This is a genomic window from Streptomyces sp. NPDC012888, assembly GCF_042900645.1.
Classification (GTDB): domain Bacteria; phylum Actinomycetota; class Actinomycetes; order Streptomycetales; family Streptomycetaceae; genus Streptomyces.
This window is the reverse complement of sequence record NZ_JBIBBM010000004.1, coordinates 243,209-259,535: the sequence shown is the minus strand read 5'-3', so window position 1 is coordinate 259,535 and position 16,327 is coordinate 243,209. Positions and strand designations below refer to the sequence as shown.

Annotated in this window: 20 protein-coding genes; 9 read left to right on the top strand and 11 right to left on the bottom strand. The window is 74.1% G+C overall.

Annotated elements, in window-relative coordinates:
* Nucleotides 1-85: 85 nt before the first annotated feature.
* A complete protein-coding gene (locus tag ACFY61_RS08580) occupies nt 86-346 on the bottom strand; it encodes a UBP-type zinc finger domain-containing protein (RefSeq protein ID WP_389468740.1) in 261 nt (86 codons plus the stop codon).
* A 64-nt stretch (nt 347-410) separates the two neighbouring features.
* On the opposite strand from ACFY61_RS08580, the gene ACFY61_RS08575 reads away from it, so the two are divergent.
* Nucleotides 411-2,009: a Na+/H+ antiporter gene (locus tag ACFY61_RS08575; RefSeq protein ID WP_389468737.1), complete on the top strand. Its 1,599-nt coding sequence runs from the start codon at nt 411-413 to the stop codon at nt 2,007-2,009.
* Here the strand turns inward: ACFY61_RS08575 and ACFY61_RS08570 are convergent.
* The 3 genes from ACFY61_RS08570 to ACFY61_RS08560 are packed head-to-tail and all read right to left on the bottom strand — an operon-like array spanning nt 1,988 to nt 3,368.
* Nucleotides 1,988-2,917, bottom strand: a complete 930-nt coding sequence (locus ACFY61_RS08570; RefSeq protein WP_389468735.1) for a 1-aminocyclopropane-1-carboxylate deaminase/D-cysteine desulfhydrase — start codon at nt 2,915-2,917, stop codon at nt 1,988-1,990. The two genes, ACFY61_RS08575 and ACFY61_RS08570, sit on opposite strands and share 22 nt — an antisense overlap.
* Nucleotides 2,914-3,174: a hypothetical protein gene (locus ACFY61_RS08565; RefSeq protein ID WP_389468732.1), complete on the bottom strand. Its 261-nt coding sequence runs from the start codon at nt 3,172-3,174 to the stop codon at nt 2,914-2,916. Before ACFY61_RS08565 ends, ACFY61_RS08570 begins: the two co-directional genes overlap by 4 nt.
* A complete protein-coding gene (locus tag ACFY61_RS08560; protein ID WP_389468730.1) occupies nt 3,171-3,368 on the bottom strand; it encodes a hypothetical protein in 198 nt (65 codons plus the stop codon). The genes ACFY61_RS08565 and ACFY61_RS08560 overlap by 4 nt, the downstream gene beginning before the upstream one ends.
* 308 nt (nt 3,369-3,676) lie before the next feature.
* Between ACFY61_RS08560 and ACFY61_RS08555 the strand changes: the two genes are divergently transcribed.
* Nucleotides 3,677-4,267 (top strand): XRE family transcriptional regulator, encoded by a 591-nt coding sequence (locus ACFY61_RS08555; protein ID WP_389469296.1) that lies wholly within the window; start codon nt 3,677-3,679, stop codon nt 4,265-4,267.
* Between the two features lie 120 nt (nt 4,268-4,387).
* On the opposite strand, the gene ACFY61_RS08550 is transcribed toward ACFY61_RS08555, so the two are convergent.
* The 3 genes from ACFY61_RS08550 to ACFY61_RS08540 all read right to left on the bottom strand — a co-directional run bounded on the left by ACFY61_RS08550 (nt 4,388) and on the right by ACFY61_RS08540 (nt 6,925).
* Complete coding sequence (locus tag ACFY61_RS08550) at nt 4,388-4,978, bottom strand: N-acetylmuramoyl-L-alanine amidase (RefSeq protein ID WP_389468727.1); 591 nt, start codon at nt 4,976-4,978, stop codon at nt 4,388-4,390.
* Nucleotides 4,979-5,124: 146 nt separating this feature from the next.
* On the bottom strand, nt 5,125-6,312 hold the full coding sequence (locus ACFY61_RS08545; protein ID WP_389468724.1) for a globin domain-containing protein: 1,188 nt from the start codon (nt 6,310-6,312) through the stop codon (nt 5,125-5,127).
* A gap of 142 nt (nt 6,313-6,454) precedes the next feature.
* Entirely contained in the window at nt 6,455-6,925 is a 471-nt protein-coding gene (locus ACFY61_RS08540; RefSeq protein ID WP_389468721.1) for an RrF2 family transcriptional regulator, read from the bottom strand.
* 197 nt (nt 6,926-7,122) lie between these two features.
* Here ACFY61_RS08540 and ACFY61_RS08535 point away from each other — a divergent pair, with 197 nt between their 5' ends.
* From ACFY61_RS08535 to ACFY61_RS08520, 4 genes are all read left to right on the top strand, one after another.
* The gene (locus ACFY61_RS08535) at nt 7,123-8,532 is read left to right on the top strand and encodes a family 2B encapsulin nanocompartment shell protein (protein WP_389468718.1); all 1,410 of its coding nucleotides are present in this window, start codon (nt 7,123-7,125) and stop codon (nt 8,530-8,532) included.
* Between the two features lie 4 nt (nt 8,533-8,536).
* Nucleotides 8,537-9,580 (top strand): family 2 encapsulin nanocompartment cargo protein polyprenyl transferase, encoded by a 1,044-nt coding sequence (locus ACFY61_RS08530; RefSeq protein ID WP_389468715.1) that lies wholly within the window; start codon nt 8,537-8,539, stop codon nt 9,578-9,580.
* Nucleotides 9,581-9,706: 126 nt separating this feature from the next.
* Complete coding sequence (locus ACFY61_RS08525) at nt 9,707-10,309, top strand: GNAT family N-acetyltransferase (RefSeq protein WP_389468712.1); 603 nt, start codon at nt 9,707-9,709, stop codon at nt 10,307-10,309.
* An 82-nt stretch (nt 10,310-10,391) separates the two neighbouring features.
* On the top strand, nt 10,392-10,589 hold the full coding sequence (locus tag ACFY61_RS08520; protein WP_389468711.1) for a hypothetical protein: 198 nt from the start codon (nt 10,392-10,394) through the stop codon (nt 10,587-10,589).
* Between the two features lie 52 nt (nt 10,590-10,641).
* Here ACFY61_RS08520 and snpA read toward each other — a convergent pair whose 3' ends face one another.
* Nucleotides 10,642-11,292: a snapalysin gene (snpA, locus tag ACFY61_RS08515; RefSeq protein WP_389468708.1), complete on the bottom strand. Its 651-nt coding sequence runs from the start codon at nt 11,290-11,292 to the stop codon at nt 10,642-10,644.
* 219 nt (nt 11,293-11,511) lie between these two features.
* Between snpA and ACFY61_RS08510 the strand changes: the two genes are divergently transcribed.
* The 3 genes from ACFY61_RS08510 to ACFY61_RS08500 all read left to right on the top strand — a co-directional run bounded on the left by ACFY61_RS08510 (nt 11,512) and on the right by ACFY61_RS08500 (nt 14,859).
* Entirely contained in the window at nt 11,512-12,459 is a 948-nt protein-coding gene (locus tag ACFY61_RS08510) for a LysR family transcriptional regulator (protein ID WP_389468705.1), read from the top strand.
* Between the two features lie 554 nt (nt 12,460-13,013).
* On the top strand, nt 13,014-13,940 hold the full coding sequence (locus ACFY61_RS08505; RefSeq protein ID WP_389468703.1) for a DUF4097 domain-containing protein: 927 nt from the start codon (nt 13,014-13,016) through the stop codon (nt 13,938-13,940).
* Between the two features lies 1 nt (nt 13,941).
* Nucleotides 13,942-14,859, top strand: a complete 918-nt coding sequence (locus ACFY61_RS08500; protein ID WP_389468700.1) for a helix-turn-helix transcriptional regulator — start codon at nt 13,942-13,944, stop codon at nt 14,857-14,859.
* Nucleotides 14,860-14,909: 50 nt separating this feature from the next.
* Here ACFY61_RS08500 and ACFY61_RS08495 read toward each other — a convergent pair whose 3' ends face one another.
* From ACFY61_RS08495 to ACFY61_RS08485, 3 genes are all read right to left on the bottom strand, one after another.
* Nucleotides 14,910-15,449, bottom strand: coding sequence for a GNAT family N-acetyltransferase (locus ACFY61_RS08495; protein ID WP_389468698.1), 540 nt, complete (start codon nt 15,447-15,449; stop codon nt 14,910-14,912).
* Between the two features lie 70 nt (nt 15,450-15,519).
* Nucleotides 15,520-16,077: a Clp protease N-terminal domain-containing protein gene (locus ACFY61_RS08490; RefSeq protein ID WP_389468695.1), complete on the bottom strand. Its 558-nt coding sequence runs from the start codon at nt 16,075-16,077 to the stop codon at nt 15,520-15,522.
* Nucleotides 16,077-16,286, bottom strand: coding sequence for a helix-turn-helix domain-containing protein (locus tag ACFY61_RS08485; RefSeq protein ID WP_389468693.1), 210 nt, complete (start codon nt 16,284-16,286; stop codon nt 16,077-16,079). The genes ACFY61_RS08490 and ACFY61_RS08485 overlap by 1 nt, the downstream gene beginning before the upstream one ends.
* Nucleotides 16,287-16,327 lie beyond the last annotated feature (41 nt).

Here is a 16,327-nt window from a genome sequence, read left to right as displayed (position 1 = left end):
AGCACGCTCAGTGGCTAGGGGTCTGCGGGCCCAAATCGAGGGAACCGGCGGAGGGTTGAACTACCCCGCCGCACGCGATCGAACCTCAGACGATGGCGGCGTCCACGAAACACCAGCGCCAGGTCTCGCCCGGCTCGAAGCTCCGCATGACGGGATGCCCCGTTTCGTTGTAGTGCGCGGTGGCGTGCCGGTGCGGGGATGAATCGCAGCACGCCACGTACCCGCACCACAGGCAGAGCCGCAGCTGCACCGGATGGCTTCCCATGGCCTCGCATTCCGGACAGGTCAGGGCACGGGGGACGGGTTCGGGGCGCGGCAGTTCGGGAACATGCGTGCACTCGCTCATGATGGCCAGACTACTGAGGCCCGTGAGGTGCGGGCGCGCGCCGGGGAGGGAGGGCGGGACCCCGATGGAGGTACTGCCGCTGGTGGCACTGGTGGCGGGCAGCGCCGCCGTGGCGGGCCTGGCCCGGCGGACGCCCGTGCCGGCGCCGCTGCTGCTGGTCGTGGCCGGGCTGGTCGCCTCGTACGTGCCGGGGGTGCCCCCGTACGTACTGGACCCGCACGTGGTGCTGCCGCTGATCCTGCCGCCGCTGCTGTACACCGCGGCGGTGGACAGCTCGTACCTGGACCTGCGGGCCAACGTCCGGCCGGTGGCCCTGCTGTCGGTCGGCTACGTGCTCTTCGCGACGCTGGCCGTGGGCTACGCCGCGTACCTGGTGATCCCGGGCCTGCCGCTGACCGCCGCGCTCGTGCTCGGCGCGGTGGTCGCCCCGCCGGACGCGGTCGCCGCCACCGCCATCGCCCGCCGGCTCGGGCTGCCGCCACGGATCACGACCATCCTCCAGGGGGAGTCGCTGGTCAACGACGCGACCGCGATCACCGCGTACAAGGTGGCCCTGGCGGCGGTGGTCGGGGAGGGCGCCGGCTGGACCGGCGGCCTCGCCGACTTCCTGCTCGCCTCGGTCGGCGGCGTCGGCGTCGGCCTGCTGCTGATGGTCCCGATCCACCACCTGCGGACCCGGATGCGGGAACCGCTGCTGCAGAACACCCTCTCCCTGCTCATCCCCTTCGTGGCGTACGCGGCGGCGGAGCGGGTGCACGCCTCCGGGGTGCTCGCGGTGGTGGTCGTCGCCCTGTACCTGGGGCACCGCAACTGGCAGGTGGACTTCGCGACCCGGCTCCAGGAGGAGGCCGTCTGGAAGATGGTCTCCTTCGTCCTGGAGTCCGTGGTCTTCGCCCTCATCGGCCTCCAGCTGCAGGTGGTGCTGCGCGGCCTCGGGGAGTACGAGGGGGTCTCCGCGGCCTGGTACGCGCTGGCGGTGTTCCTGGCGGTGGTCGTCTCCCGCTTCGTGTGGGTGTTCCCGGCGACCTTCCTGCCGCGGCGGCTGTCGGCGCGGATCCGGGAGCGGGAGCCGGACACCAGCTGGAAGTCGCCGGTGATCGTCGGCTGGGCGGGGATGCGGGGCGTGGTCTCGCTGGCCATCGCCTTCTCGATCCCGATGACGGTGGACGGCGGTGGGCCCTTCCCGCACCGCAACCTGCTGCTCTTCCTCACCTTCACGACGGTGATCGGCACGCTGGTGGTGCAGGGCCTGACCCTGCCGCCGCTGATCCGCGCGCTGCGGCTGCCGCCGCGCGACGTCCGGGCCGAGACGCTGGCCGAGGCGCAGGCGCAGAGCGAGGCCTCCAGGGCGGCGGAGGAGCGCCTGGACGAACTGCTCCGGGAGCCCTCGAACGCGCTTCCGCCGCCGTTGGCCGACCGGCTCCGCACGGTCCTGGAGCGGCGCCGCAACGCGGTGTGGGAGCGGCTGGGCGAGGCGAATCCGGTGACGGGGGAGTCGGCGGACGACACGTACCGGCGGCTGGCGAGGGAGATGATCGAGGCGGAGCGCGAGGTCTTCGTCTCCCTGCGGGACGGGCGCCGCATCGACGACGAGATGCTCCGCACGCTGCTGCGCCGACTGGACCTGGAGGAGGCGGCGGCCTACCGCGAGGAGGCGCCGTAGTCCTCCCGCCCGGTCAGGACGGCGGCCAGGGTCGTCCCCCGGGGGAAGGCGCCGTCCTCGGTCAGCCGCAGCAGGGCCCACAGCAGCTTGGCGACGTAGATCCGCTCCACGGGCACGGCGTGCCGGTGCTCGAAGTCCGCGGCGAACGCTTCGAGTTCCGCGGGGACGCGGGCGTAGCCGCCGTGGTGGAAGCCGTCGGCGAGGCTCCAGTTCGCCGAGGCCGCGCCGTACGCCGCCTCCTGGAGGGAACGTATCTCCGCCGCCAGGAAACCGCCCTTGAGCACGGGCACCCCGATCGCCCGCTGGCCCGGGCCGAGCCCGGCGGCCAGCCCGGCCAGCGTCCCGCCCGTCCCGCAGGCGACCGCCACCGCGTCGGCCGTTCCGCGCAGCTCGCGGCCCAGCTCGGCGCAGCCGCCGAGGGCGAGCGGGTTGCTGCCGCCCTCCGGGACGACGTACGCGCCGTCCGCCCCCGCGGCGTCGAGCAGGGCGGGCAGCGAGGCGGGGTCGGCCTTGGTCCGGTACGCCGACCGGGTGACGAAGTGCAGCCGCATCCCTTCGGCCGCGCACCGGGCCAGCGACGGGTTGAGCGGCATCCCGGCCAGCTCGTGCCCGCGCACCACGCCGACCGTCTCCAGCCCGAGCAGCCGCCCGGCGGCGGCGGTGGCCCGCAGGTGGTTGGAGTACGCCCCGCCGAAGGTCACCAGCCGGCGGTGCCCGTCGCGCAGGGCGACCCGCAGGTTGGGCGCGAGCTTGCGCCACTTGTTCCCCGGTATCAGCGGGTGTACGAGATCGTCCCGCTTGACCACGAGCCGCACCCCGCACCGCTCGAACCGCTCGTCGCGCAGCTCCTGCAACGGGGACGGCGGCCGGGGCTCCAGGAGCGCTTCGGGACGGGCGGGGCGGTTCACCCGCCCATTGTCCGTCCTCCCGTCGCGGACGGTACCGCGCGACTGACCCGGGCATGATCCGTCACCACCCGCCGGAACAACCCGTGCCCGGTCAGCCCCGCATGCCGCAGCGCCCAGTCCTGCGGCCCCGCCTGCTCGTCGTGCGCACCGGACGGGACCCCGCATCCGACGGCGACGCAGAACGCCTCGTAGGTCACCCCGCCCTCCGGGGCGTGCCGGATGGCGTGGGGCACGTACCGGAACACGGCGCGGGTCATCGGCGCACCCCCGTGTGCGGGTGCCGACGGATCTCGACGTTGCGGTCCACGACCCCCGACAGGTCCCGGAGCCGGTAGCACTCCGCCCGCTGCGCGACCAGGGCCGCGCACACGTCGCACGCCGGGTCCACGGGGTCGGGATCGGTCACCGGGAACGGGTCCCGTTGCCCGATCCGCTGCCAGACGTCCACCACGTCGCTCTCCTTCGTCTCACTGCCGGACGACGGAATGGTGGGTCACCGTCCGGGACGTATTCGCCGCGTTCGCCGGACGGTTGAGAAGTCCACCAGTACGCTCCGAGAAAGCCCAGACGTCCTTGGGGGAGGTCTTGAACACGGCCCTGCGCGACGCTATGGCGCAAGCGAGAGTGAACCCGCGGCAGCTGGCGGCCCGGGTGGGCGTCACGACGAAGAGCGTGGAGCGCTGGATCGCCGACGCGGCGCTCATGCCGCACGCGCGGAACCGGCACGACACGTGCCGGGTGTTGGGAGTGGACGAACACATGATCTGGCCGGAGGCAGTCACCACCCGCGTGAAGGTCGGCAGTGACCGCGAACTGGTCCACGCGTACCCCTACCGGTCGGCCTGCCCGTCCACCGTGTGGGCGGCCCTGGCCCACGACGCCACCGCGGACGTGTTCCTCGCGGGATACACGAACTACTTCCTCTGGACGCAGGTCCCGGACTTCGCCGGCATCGTGCGCCGCAAGGCGGAGAGCGGCTGCCGGGTGCGGTTCCTGCTGGGGGACCCGGCGGGTGAGACCACCCGCCAGCGGGAAGAGGTCGAGGCCGCCGCCCTCACCGTGTCCACGCGGATCCGGATCACCCTGGAGCACCTGGCCCGCCTCGGCCCGCTCGACGGGCTGGAAGCCCGGTTCAGCGCGGCGCCCGACGCCGTGAACCACGTCGGGCTGAGCGTCTTCCGGTTCGACCGGGACGTCCTGGTGACCCCGCACCTGGCACGCGTCATCGGCCATGACTCCCCTATGTTCCACCTCCGCCGACAGGGCGCCGGGGGCATGGCCGACCGCTTCGCCGAGCACGCCGAGGGGCTCTGGGGACGCGCGACCCCGGTCCCGGACGCGATGGCGTGACGCCCCGGACCGCCCCTGCGTGCGAGTGGCTGTGCCCTGTGGTGGATGGATCCGGCCGGCTCCTCCCGGGCGGGGCCCGGAGGCTGAGGAGGAGACCGGCATCTCGGCGGCGCGTGAAGGCTACTTGAGGTGGGCGGTGACGCGGTCGCGGAAGGAGGACATGGTGAAGCCCCTGGGGTCGATCTTGCCCGGTTGCCATTCCAGGTGGCCGATGACCGAGCGGGCCGTCCAGCCGTGGACGCGGCAGACGGCGGCCGCCGCGCGGGCCATCGCGTCGAGCTGGACCGCCGGCCAGGGGTCCTCGCCGTCGCCGAGGTTCTCGCACTCGAAGCCGTAGAAGTGGCGGTTGCCGTCCGTGGTGGCCTCGTTGTCCGGGGGGAGGCGCTTCTCGGCGACGACCGCGCGGAGGACGTCGGGGTCGCCGCCGCCCGCGTGGTTGGCGCGGCCGTAGCCGACGAGGTGGACCCGGCCGTCCTTGGTGATCACGCCGTGGCAGAGCGGGCCGGGGAGGCGGGAGTGGCCTTCGCGGCACAGCGAGACGGTGCCGGCCGTGCCGTTGGTGACGGTGTGGTGGATCATCACCCCGTGGACCGGGCCCCACGGGCCCTTGTGGTTGCGGTTGTGCGTGCGCCACGCGCCGACCTCCACCACGGTGAGGCCGGCGCTGCGCAGGGCGTCGAGGAACCGTTGCGCGGACATGGGTGCGGCCATGGCCGCCTCCTTCCTTGCGGAGGCGAGGCGGCCGCACGGCGCGTCCGCCACCCCCGTGACCCGGTGTAGCGGAGGAAGGGCTTCCGCGACTAGTGGTTTCGCACGGTGAGCGATCGGATCCGGACAGTGAGTGGCCGGGGGCCCGGTCAGGTGGTGGCGAGCCACAGGTCGGGGCCGAAGACCTCGTAGTGGATGTCGGCGGCCGCGACCCCGCGGGACAGGAGCTGTTCGCGCACCGCGCGCATGAAGGGGAGCGGGCCGCACAGGTAGGCGTGGGTGCCCGGGGCGAGGGGGACCGCGTCGAGGTCGACCAGGCCGGTGTGGTCGCCGGGCGCGGCGCCGGACTCGTACCAGAAGTGGGCGCGGGCGTCGGCGAGCTTGTGGGTCAGGGCCCGGTGGTCGGAGGCCAGGGCGTGGTCCGCGGGGGAGCGGTCGGCGTGCACGACCTCCACCGGGGCGGAGTGCCCCGTCTCCGCCAGGTGCTCCAGCATCGACAGCATGGGCGTGCAGCCGATGCCGGCCGAGGCGAGGAGCAGGGGCGACGTGGTGTCGGTCAGGGTCAGGTCGCCGAAGGGGGCCGAGACGCGCAGGACGTCGCCCACGGCGGTGTGCGCGTGCAGGTGGCCGGAGACCTCGCCGTCCGGGCCGCCGCCGTGGACCCGCTTGACGGTGATCGTGCGGTCCGGGTCCCCGGGCGCGCAGGAGAGGCTGTACTGGCGGATCTGCCGTGCGCCATCGGCCAGTTCGACCTGTACGGAGACGTACTGGCCCGGCGCGAAGGAGGGGGCCGGGCCGCCGTCCGCCGGGGCCAGCCGGAAGGTCGTGCAGTCGGCGGTCTCGTCGGTGCGGCCGGTGACCGTCCACTCGCGCCACACGTCGCCGGCGGCGACCCGCCGGGCCGCGTACAGGCGCTCCTCGGCGGCGATGAGGGCGTTCGCCATCAGCCAGTAGACCTCGTCCCAGGCCTCGGCGACCTCGGGGGTGACGGCGTCGTCGAGGACCTCGGCGATCGCCGCGAAGAGGTGGCGGTGCACCACCGGGTACTGCTCCCGGGTGACGCCGAGCGAGGCGTGCTTGTGGGCTATGCGGCCCAGCATCACGTCGGGGCGGGTGTCCGGGTGCTCCACGAGGTACGTGGCGAACGCCGCGATGGAGCCGGCGAGGGCCTGCTTCTGCAGGCCGGTGGCCTGGTTGCCGCGGTTGAACAGGTCGCGCAGCAGTTCCGGGTGGGTGGTGAACAGCTTGTCGTAGAAGAGCTCCGTGATGTCCCCGATCGCCGCGCCGACGGCGGGCAGGGTGGCTCGTACGGTGGCGGTCGACTTCTCGGAGAGCATCTGGGCTCCGTTCTCGGTTCGATTAATTGGTATGTCAGATGCGGGTTCAGCGGCAGGGGCGGTCGTCGCGGCAGGTCGCCGTGCGGACTTCTGTTCGACTTATCCCGGGAGGGTGATGGCGGACCGGCCAGGGCCGGCCGGCCTACGGGTCGGGGCGGGCGCTCCCCGTGGCCGGTCCCGGCCCGCCGCCCGTGATGCCGATCAGCAGGGGCCCCGTCGGCGAGGCGACGAGGTCGCCGACCGTCAGCGGATCGAGGGTCGCGAAGAAGGCCTCCTGGGCCCGGCGCAGGGCCCCGCGCAGCACGCACGCCGCGCTCAGCGGGCAGGCGTTGTCGCCCTCGCAGTCGACCACGTCCCCGGCGCCCTCCAGCTCCCGCACCACCCCGCCGACCGAGGCGGCCCGGCCGGCCCCGGTCAGGGCGAGTCCGCCGCCGCGGCCGCGCCGGGCCTCGACCAGGCCGAGGTGCTGCAGCCGGGCGACCACCTTGGCGGTGTGCGTGTACGGGACCCGCATCGTCTCGGCGACCTCGCGGGTGGTGGGCAGCTCCGTGCGCTCCACGGCCAGGCGCATCAGGACGCGCAAGGCCAGGTCGGTGAATCGGGTGAGCCGCATGGGGCGACCGTAGAAAAGTTGCATCTGATGTGCAAGTTAAGTGGCCGAAACCGGGCCCCGCGCGCGCCCGGGGTGACCATAGAGAGTGCCCAGCTCCCGGCGGATCAACCCCACACTTTTGTGTAATGGCCTCGTCACAATCCGTCCTGGAAGGCTTCCGTCCCGCAGACCATGGAGTGATCGAAGGGGAAAGCCACATGTCGGTCCAGGCGGGTTCCGGAACCGAGGCACAGTCGCTGCCGCAACGCAGTCTCGCCACCTCGGCCGCGCGGAACTTGGCAAGCACGACCAAGTCCGTGCCGCAGATGCAGGAGATCACCTCCCGGTGGCTCCTGCGGATGCTGCCGTGGGTGTCCGTGCAGGGCGGCACGTACCGGGTCAACCGCCGCCTCAGCTACGCCGTGGGCGACGGCCGCGTCACGTTCGTCCAGACCGGCGACCAGGTCCAGGTCATCCCCGCCGAACTGTGCGAACTCCCCCCGCTGCGCGAGTACGACGACCTCGACGTACTCGGCGAACTCGCCCAGCGCTGCCGGCAGGTCGACTTCGCCGCCGGCCAGGAGCTCACCTCCTTCGGCAGCCCCGCCGACCAGGTCTTCCTGCTCGCCCACGGCCGCATCGACCAGGTCGGCCCCGGCCCCTACGGCGGCGACGCCGTCCTGCGCACCGTCGCCGACGGCGCCTACTTCGGCGAGGACGGCCTCGTGCACGAAGGGGCGATCTGGGAGTACACCGCCCGCGCCACCACCCCCGGCACCGCCCTCGTCCTCAGCCGCCAGGACTTCCTGCTCCTCGCCGACCGCGTCGACTCCCTCCGCGCCCACGTCGACCGCGTCCGCGCCACGCCACCGCAGCGCACCAACCAGCACGGCGAAGCCGAGATCGACCTCTCCTCCGGCCACGTCGGCGAGCCCGTGCTGGCCGGCACCTTCGTCGACTACGAGGCCACGCCGCGCGAGTACGAACTCTCCATCGCCCAGACCGTCCTGCGCGTCCACACCCGCGTCGCCGACCTCTACAACAAGCCGCACAACCAGACCGAGCAGCAGCTGCGGCTCACGGTCGAGGCGCTCCGCGAGCGCCAGGAGCACGAGATGCTCAACAACCGCGAGTTCGGCCTGCTCCACAACGCCGACTACGGCCAGCGCATCCAGCCCCACGACGGCGCGCCCACCCCGGACGACCTCGACACCCTGCTGTCCATGCGCCGCGGCTCCAAGCTGTTCCTCGCCCACCCCGAGGCCATCGCCGCCTTCGGCCGCGAGTGCAACCGGCGCGGACTGGTCCCCGGCAACATCGACGTCGACGGCACCCGGATCATGACCTGGCGCGGAGTACCCCTCTTCCCGAGCAACAAGATCCCGGTCAGCGACGCCCGGACCACCTCCATCCTGTGCATGCGCACCGGCGAGGACGAGCAGGGCGTGATCGGGCTGCACCAGCCCGGCCTCCCGGACGAGCTGGAGCCCAGCCTGTCGGTCCGCTTCATGGGCATCGACGACCAGGCACTCATCAAGTACCTGGTCACCGCCTACTTCTCGACCGCCGTGCTGGTCCCCGACGCACTCGGCGTCCTCGAGAACGTCGAGCTCGGGCGCTGGTACTGAGCCGGTGAGCGCGATCGCCACCGGCGAGGGCCAGGAAGCCGTGGCCCTGCTGGAACAGACGAGAGAAACGGTCACTCCCGAACTCCGCCGCGCGGTCGAGGGACTGCCCGGCCCCATGCGGCGCGTGGCCATGTACCACTTCGGCTGGGAGGACGCGGACGGCAGCCCCTCCGCCGGCCGGCCCGGGAAGGCCCTGCGGCCCGCCCTGGTCCTCGCCGCCGCCCGGGCGCTCGACGTACCCGGCGGCCGGGCCGCCGAGAGCGCCGTGCGGGCCGCGGTCGCCGTGGAGCTCGCGCACAACTTCACGCTGCTCCACGACGACGTCATCGACGAGGACCCCAAGCGGCGCGGCCGGGCCACGGCGTGGACCGTGTTCGGCATCCCGGACGCGGTCGTCACCGGGGACGCCGTGATGGCGCTCGCCCTGCGGCTGCTGGCCGACGACCCGCACCCGGCCGCCGCGGCCGCGGCGGCCCGGCTGACCGCCTGCGTGATCGAGCTCTGCGCGGGCCAGCAGGCCGACTGCTCCTTCGAGCGGCGGACGGACGTCTCACTGGCCGAATGCACCACCATGGCCATGGCCAAGACCGGCGCCCTGCTCGGCTGCTCCTGCGCGCTGGGAGCGCTGTACGCGGGGGCCGGACCGGACGAGGTCGAGGCGATGGACGCCTTCGGGCGGGAGGCCGGGCTGGCCTTCCAGCTGATCGACGACCTGATCGGCATCTGGGGCGACCCCGAGCACACGGGCAAGCCGGCGGGGGCCGACCTGCTCGCCCGGAAGAAGTCCCTGCCCGTGGTCGCCGCGCTCACCTCCGGCACCGACGCGGGCCGGGAGCTCGCCGAGCTCTACGCCGGGCCGATGACCTCGGACGACATCCGGCTGGCCGCGGAAGCGGTGGACCGGGCCGGGGGCCGCGACTGGGCGCAGGCCCACGCCGCGGACCGGATGGGCCGGGCCGTGCAGCAGCTCTCCCGGGCGGTCCCCGACCTGGGGGCGGCGGGCGGACTGCTGGCGCTCGCGGAGTTCGTGACCCGCCGGACCTGCTGAGGACGCGCCGCCTGTCCCGGAAGGCCTGTTCCGGCACCTCATGGTGCCGGAACAGGCCTTCCGGCGTGCCCGCCCCAACTCTAGGATCGCCGTGGGACGTTGAGGGGCGAACGAAGGGTGGGGCCGGTGGGGCTGGCGATACGCAGGGCCGAACGGGCGGACCGGGACGCGGTGGCCGGGCTGCTCGACGCGGCGTTCCGGGACGACCCGGTGAGCAGCTGGGTGTTCCCAGACCCGGAGCACCGCCGCCGGGTGCACGGCAGGTTCCTCGGCGTGTTCGTGGACGTGGCCCTGGAGCAGGGCCGGATCGACTACGCGGAGGACGGCAGCTGCGCCGCGCTGTGGCTGCGGGTCCCGGCCGGCGAGCACGGCGGCGAGGACGCGGAGGACGACGTACCGGCCCGGATGCGGGCCGCGGCCGACCCGGACAACGAGCGCTGCGAGCTGGTGGGCCGGCTCACCGGGGAGGTCCACCCCACCGCCGAGGAACACGAGTACCTGCTGATGATCGCGGTGGACCCGGCCCGGCAGGGCGAGGGGCTCGGCACGGAGCTGATGCGGCCGGTGCTGGAGCGCTGCGACCGGGACGGGGTCCCGGCGTACCTGGAGGCCTCCAGCGAACGGAGCATGCGGCTGTACGAGCGACTGGGGTGGGAGTTCACCGGTACGGCCGTCCGGCTGCCCGAGGGGCCGCTGATGTGGCCGATGTGGCGCAAGCCGCGCGGCTGAGGCGGGCGGCGCGGGCGGGTGCACCGCGCCCGCCGGCCGCGGTGGAGGCGCTGAACGCCGGAAACCGGCCTACCGTGTAGGTATGACCGGTCATGACCAGCATCCGCACCCCACGGTGGCACCGCAGGCCGGGCACGAGCAGCTCTACTGCCCGGCCTGCGGGCGCCCCGTGGAGACGGTGATCACCAGGCGCAAGGTCCTCGGGGCCTGGGTCCCGGCGTGGGGCCCGGGCCCCTGCCGCAACACCGACTGCCCCGCGTACCAGCCGCCGGACGGCTAGCCGGCGGGTGGCCGGCCGGCCCGCGGTGGTCCGGCGGTGGTCCGGCGGTGCGTCACCGCGCGGCGACCAGCCCGTTGCGCCACAGGTAGTCGACCCGGGAGCGCTCGGCGGAGTTGGGCGTCGCGTTCGTGCAGGACGTGCCGGGGCCGCCGCCCGACATCAGCTCGCTGCACGGGCCCGAGTAGTGGTCCGGGAGGCCGAGCACGTGCCCGGTCTCGTGGGAGGTCACCCGGGTGGAGTTGTAGATCTGGTTCTGCCGGTAGTCCAGGAAGATGTAGCCGCGGCCGTGCCCGTCGGTGCTCGCGTACGAGCCGCGCGAGTCGTTGCCCTCGTAGTAGGCGAAGTTGCCGCCCGAGGACACCTCCTGGAGCTTGACGTTGCTCACCGAGCTGTTCCAGATCTGGGTGGAGCGGGCTATCTGGGTGCGGAAGCTGGGCGCGTTGCGGGTGTTGTAGGTGACGGTGACCGCGAGCGCGCCCGGGTTGGCCTTGCGCTGTTCGGCGACCGAGCGCTGGACCGCCTCGAAGAAGGCGCGGTTGGCGTCCGCGTTCTCCTTGGACCGCTCGTACGCCGCGTAGGCGGCGGGGGATCCGGCGGGGGCGGGGGCCGCGCCGGCGGTGGGCGTGGCGCCGAGGGCGGCGGCGAGGCCGAGCCCGATCGCGGCGGCGAACAGGCTGCGGCGGGGGTGACGGGAGAGGGGCATGTGGGGGGCTCCTACTCGAATGCGGTGCGGGGGGTGGGTCGTTCGGTACCGGAGTCTGAGGGAGCCGAAGCGGGCGGCGGATGATGTCAGAGGCCGATAGCGCCGACCTATCGCTCGGTTTCGGAAACCCCAACCGGCTTTCGTGGACGTGAAATTGGCGTGAATCGGTGGGGTGCCAGTGGCTGGTGCGGTGCGCCGGGCCCGTCCTACCCTCGGGTCATGGAGCTAGAGGTGAGGCATCTGCGGGCGCTGTGCGCCATCGCCGATGCCGGAAGCCTCCACAAGGCGGCGCGGCAGCTCGGCGTCAGCCAGCCCTCCCTGACCACGCAGCTGCAGCGGATCGAACGGGCCCTGGACGGACAGCTGTTCCTGCGCGAGCGCAGCGGCTGCCGGCCCACTCCGTTCGGCCGGGCGGTACTGGGGCGGGCCCGGCCGCTGCTGGACGGGATGACCCAACTGGTGGCCGAGGCGCGGGCCCAGGCGTACGGGCCGCGGCTGCGGATCGGCTCCACCGCCAGCCGGGCCCTCCCGGGCTGGCTGCGACGGCTGCGGCGGCGCCTGCCGGACACCGAGACCACGCTGGTGGTGGACGTCTCGGCGAACGCCCTCCTGGGCATGACGGCGGCCGGACAGCTCGACGTCGCGTTCGTGCACGAGGTCGAGGGCAGCCCGCTGCGGGTGCCGGCGGGGCTGCGGACGCGGGTGCTGGTGGAGCGCGAGCCGCAGTTCGTGTCGATGTCGCGGGCGCATCCGGCGGCCCGGCAGGAGGTCGTGGACCTGCGGGACCTGGCGGCGGACCGGTGGACGGTGGACCCGTCGGTGGACGGCGAGTGGGACGGCCTGCGGCGGGTCTTCGCCCGGGCCGGACTCGACCCGCCGGTGCTGCACACCGACTACCACACGGCGGCCTCGCTGATCGTGTCCGGGGAGGCGGTGGCGCCCTGCCAGCCGACGTCCGGGCCGCGGGAGGACATGGCGATCCGGCCGCTGCACGGGGACCCGCTGGCGGTACGGCTGCTGCTGGCGACGGGGCCGGGGGCGGGGGCGGAGTGCGCGGCCGCGGTCTACGCGGACCTGCGTGCGGCGTACCGCGAAGCGGCCCTGCGGACCCCGCCGTACCGTGCCTGGCTCCGCCGCGCCGGCAGCCCCTTGCTGACCCCGCTCTGACGCCCTCGGCACCGCCTGCCGCGCAGCCCCGGCCCGGGCCGGCCCCGCGCGCCTGCCGCGCTGGCCGGCCCCGCTCGGTGCGCCCGGGCGGTGCGTTGGCTGCGCGGGCTTGGCTCCGCCGGGGCCCGCTCAATCGCCGCTCGGGCTGGATGCGCGGCCCCCGCTCCGTCACGTGCCCGGAGCCCGGGCTGGAAGTGCGGCCCCGGCTCCGTCACGTGCCCCAGGGCTTCGCCCGGGCCCGCTCAATCGCCGCTCGGGCTTGGTGGGCCCCTCGTTGGGTGTGGCCCTGCGGGCCGGTTCCGGGTGGGTGAATCCAGCCACTCCGGCGTTTGAGGCGCGGGTTCGGGGCGGAGCCCCGTGGGGTCGGGCGGAGCGTTGGTGGTGCGGCTATAAGGCCGCCGGGGCCCGCTCGGGCGGGCGGTGCGGTCCGGCCCCGCGACGTGGCCCGGGCCCGGGGGCCGGGCCGGGGCGCTTGACTTGGATGGGGCGCGATATATCGTGTCTATCGGGAGACGCGATATGGCGCGTCCCGCGTCACGAGGAGGAACCGCACCATGGCCCAGCAGACCTGGTCCGTCGCCGAACCGCAGACGCTCGCCTTCGAGGAGCCCGTCGCGGAGCTCCGCGTCCGGATCGTCGGCGGCACCGTGAACGTCGTCGGCACCGACGACGGCGGACCCGCACGTCTTGAGGTCGCCGCCGTCGACGGCCCACCGCTCCAGGTCGTGCAGGACGGCGGCACGCTCACCGTCTCCTACGAGGACCTCCCCTGGAACGGCGCCCAGAACTTCAGGCAGTGGCTCGACACCAAGCCGTGGAAGAGCTGGGCCGCCGGCTCCGGCGGCGGCCGCAAGGCCTGGGAGCGCAGCGCCGTCGTGTCGCTGACCGTCCCCGCCGGAACTCGCGTGCGGATCGCCGCGGTCGGCGCGGCCGCGCTCGTCTCCGGGGTGCGCGGCGGCACCGAGGTCACCGGGGTCTCCGGGGACGCCACCCTCGTGGGCCTGGCCGGGCCCGTCCGTACGCACACCGTCTCCGGCAACGTCGAAGCGCAGTCCCTCCGCGGAGACTTCGGCTTCCACTCCGTGTCCGGCGGGCTCACCCTCGTCGAGAGCGGCAGCGGCACCGTACGCGCCGACTCGGTCAGCGGCGACATGCTGCTCGACCTCGCCCCCGCCGCGGACGGCGACACCGCCGCCCGTCCCGTCGACATCCACCTGAACTCGGTCTCCGGCCAGGTCGCCATCCGGCTGCCGCACCCGGCCGACGCCCGCGTCGAGGCCAACAGCGCCACCGGCGGCGTCTCCACCGCCTTCGACGACCTGCGGGTCACCGGCCAGCTCGGCGCCAAGAGGATCACCGGGACGCTGGGGTCCGGTACCGGTACCCTCCGGGCCACCACGGTCTCCGGCGCCATCGCCCTGCTGCGCCGCCCGTCCGACGAGGCCGCGGCCCCGCTCGCGCTCGACAAGAAGGTGCTCTGACATGCCGCCCGTCTTCGCCCACGGCCGCCTCCGGCTCTACCTGCTGAAGCTGCTGGAGGAGGCGCCGCGCCACGGCTACGAGGTGATCCGCCTGCTGGAGGAGCGTTTCCAGGGGCTGTACGCGCCCTCGGCGGGCACCGTGTACCCCCGCCTCGCCAAGCTGGAGGCCGAGGGCCTCGTCACGCACACCACGGAGGGCGGGCGCAAGGTGTACTCGATCACCGACGCGGGCCGCGCCGAACTCGCCGACCGCAGTGGTGAACTCGCCGACCTCGAAGTCGAGATCCGCGCCTCCGTGTCCGAACTGGCCGCGGAGATGCGGGACGACGTACGCGGCGCCGCCGGCGACCTGCGCCGCGAACTGCGCGCCGCCGCGGCCGCGTCCGCGCCGCCGCGGCCCGAGGACGACTCCTGGGCCGCGGCGAAGGAGGAGCTGCGCCGCGCCCGGCAGGAGTGGAAGGAACAGGCGCGGCGGGCCAAGGACGAGAGCCGCCGGGCCCGCGAGGAGGCTCAGCAGGCGCGCCGCCAGGCCAAGGAGGCGCAGGACCGGGCCCGCGAGGAGCTCCAGCGCATCACCGGGCAACTGCAGGAGCAGTTCGCGAAGTCGGGGGTCCGCGGACTGTCGGACTTCACGGACCGGCTCGGGGCGTGGCTGGGCGGCACCGCCCCGACCGGCCCGACCGGCCCGACCGCCCCGACCGCCCCGGCGGGCCCCCGGCCCACGGACTGGGCCGCGGACCTCACCCCGACCGGGGATCCGGCCCGTGACCTGGACCGGCTCCTCGACCGGTTCCGGGACGACGTGCGCGACGCGGCCCGGGACCACCGGGTGGGCGGGGCGCAGGTCGCGGAGGTACGCGGCCACCTCGCCGAGGCGCTCGCCCGGGCCCTGGACGCCGTCCGCGGCGGGGAGGCCTGAGGGTGCCGTACGGGGCCGTGCACCGCCGGGGCTGACGCGCGGGGGGAACGTCAGGCCTTCGCGCCACGGGCGATGCGGAACAGCACGTTCGGGCGCAACGGTCCTTCGGGCGCGGCGGGGTCGTCGAAGTCGTCGGCCGGGTCCCGGGTCATGCCGATCCTGCGCATCACCGCCTGGGAACGGAGGTTGGAAGCCGTGGTAACGGCGAGGATCTCGGGAAGCCCGAGCGTGCCGAAGCCGTGGGCCAAGGCGCCCAGCGCGGCCTCGGTGGCGTAGCCCTGGCCCCAGGACGGCCGGGCGAGCCGCCAGCCGATCTCCACGCCGGTGAACGGCATGCCGTCATCCACCCGGTCCAGGCCCGCGAAGCCCACGAACTCGCCCGTGGCCCGGACCTCCACGGCCCACCAGCCGTACCCCCGGCGGTCGAACTCGGCCTGGAAGCGTGCCACCGAGGCATCGCTCTGTTCACGGGTGAGCAGGTCGCCCAGGTGCTCCCGGACTTCGGGGTCGGCGTTCATCGCCGCCCACGGTTCGAGGTCGGATTCGCGCCATCGACGCAGGAAGAGGCGTTCGGTGTGCAGTTCGGTCATGCCGCCCAGCCAACGTCAGCCCTCCCCCCGGGGCAATCCGTTTCCCCGGCCCCGTGCGACACCGACGCCCTCAGGCGGCCAGGGCGCGTTCCGCCGTGGCGTAGGTGACGCCGTGGTCCGCCAGGGCGTCGGCCGCCGGGCCCGGGCGGGAGACCAGGGCCAGCAGGAGGTGCTGCGCGCCGATGGTCCGGTCGCGGCGGCCCAGGGCGATGCGCAGTGACTGCTCCAGCACCCGCTTGGCGCCGCCGGTGAAGGGCCGGTGCCCGGCCGCGCCGGGCTCGCGGCGCCGCGGGAACAGGGAGGCCGGGAAGCGCCTCGGTGTCGGCGCGGCGGCGGCGAGGACGCCCTCGCCGTGGGTGTCCTCGACCCGGGCCACGACCTCCGAGACGTCGATGCCGAGCTCCGCGAGCGCCGCCTCGTCCGCCTTGGACAGCCCGCCCCGGCGGCGTGCCGCGGCCAGCGCCGACCGCAGTCCCGCCCGGTCCACACCGAGGGGGTCCAGCGCGCCCGTTTCCAGCAGGGCCAGCAGCAGGTGCTCCTCGGTGATCGCGGGCGCCCCGGCCCGGGCCGCCTCGGTCCGGGCGTCGACCACCGCCTGGCGCGCCTCCGCCGTGAACCGTTCGAACATCACAGCCTCCCGTACTTCTTGTGCACGGCCTGCCGGCTGACGCCCAGCTCGGCCGCGATCTCCTGCCAGGACCATCCCTGGGTCCGGGCGCTGCGGACCTGTACCGCTTCCAGCTGTTCCAGGAGCCGCCGCAGGGCGGCGACCGCGCGCAGTCCCACTCGGGGGTCGCGGTCGCCGGCCCGGGCGGCGAGATCGGTTGCCTCGGTCATGCATGTCAATCTAGGTTGACAGGGGAGGGCTGTCAACCCTG

Bases quoted from the DNA above. Each gene is read 5' to 3' on its own strand.
- ACFY61_RS08580 (WP_389468740.1), bottom strand. From the start codon at position 346: ATGAGCGAGTGCACGCATGTTCCCGAACTGCCGCGCCCCGAACCCGTC.
- snpA (WP_389468708.1), bottom strand. From the start codon at position 11,292: ATGCCCCTCTCCCGTCACCCCCGCCGCAGCCTGTTCGCCGCCGCGATC.
- ACFY61_RS08510 (WP_389468705.1), top strand. From the start codon at position 11,512: ATGGAGCTAGAGGTGAGGCATCTGCGGGCGCTGTGCGCCATCGCCGAT.
- ACFY61_RS08555 (WP_389469296.1), top strand. From the start codon at position 3,677: ATGATCTGGCCGGAGGCAGTCACCACCCGCGTGAAGGTCGGCAGTGAC.
- ACFY61_RS08485 (WP_389468693.1), bottom strand. From the start codon at position 16,286: ATGACCGAGGCAACCGATCTCGCCGCCCGGGCCGGCGACCGCGACCCC.
- ACFY61_RS08545 (WP_389468724.1), bottom strand. From the start codon at position 6,312: ATGCTCTCCGAGAAGTCGACCGCCACCGTACGAGCCACCCTGCCCGCC.
- ACFY61_RS08500 (WP_389468700.1), top strand. From the start codon at position 13,942: ATGCCGCCCGTCTTCGCCCACGGCCGCCTCCGGCTCTACCTGCTGAAG.
- ACFY61_RS08575 (WP_389468737.1), top strand. From the start codon at position 411: ATGGAGGTACTGCCGCTGGTGGCACTGGTGGCGGGCAGCGCCGCCGTG.
- ACFY61_RS08520 (WP_389468711.1), top strand. From the start codon at position 10,392: ATGACCGGTCATGACCAGCATCCGCACCCCACGGTGGCACCGCAGGCC.
- ACFY61_RS08550 (WP_389468727.1), bottom strand. From the start codon at position 4,978: ATGGCCGCACCCATGTCCGCGCAACGGTTCCTCGACGCCCTGCGCAGC.
- ACFY61_RS08495 (WP_389468698.1), bottom strand. From the start codon at position 15,449: ATGACCGAACTGCACACCGAACGCCTCTTCCTGCGTCGATGGCGCGAA.
- ACFY61_RS08505 (WP_389468703.1), top strand. From the start codon at position 13,014: ATGGCCCAGCAGACCTGGTCCGTCGCCGAACCGCAGACGCTCGCCTTC.
- ACFY61_RS08535 (WP_389468718.1), top strand. From the start codon at position 7,123: ATGTCGGTCCAGGCGGGTTCCGGAACCGAGGCACAGTCGCTGCCGCAA.
- ACFY61_RS08565 (WP_389468732.1), bottom strand. From the start codon at position 3,174: ATGACCCGCGCCGTGTTCCGGTACGTGCCCCACGCCATCCGGCACGCC.
- ACFY61_RS08490 (WP_389468695.1), bottom strand. From the start codon at position 16,077: ATGTTCGAACGGTTCACGGCGGAGGCGCGCCAGGCGGTGGTCGACGCC.
- ACFY61_RS08540 (WP_389468721.1), bottom strand. From the start codon at position 6,925: ATGCGGCTCACCCGATTCACCGACCTGGCCTTGCGCGTCCTGATGCGC.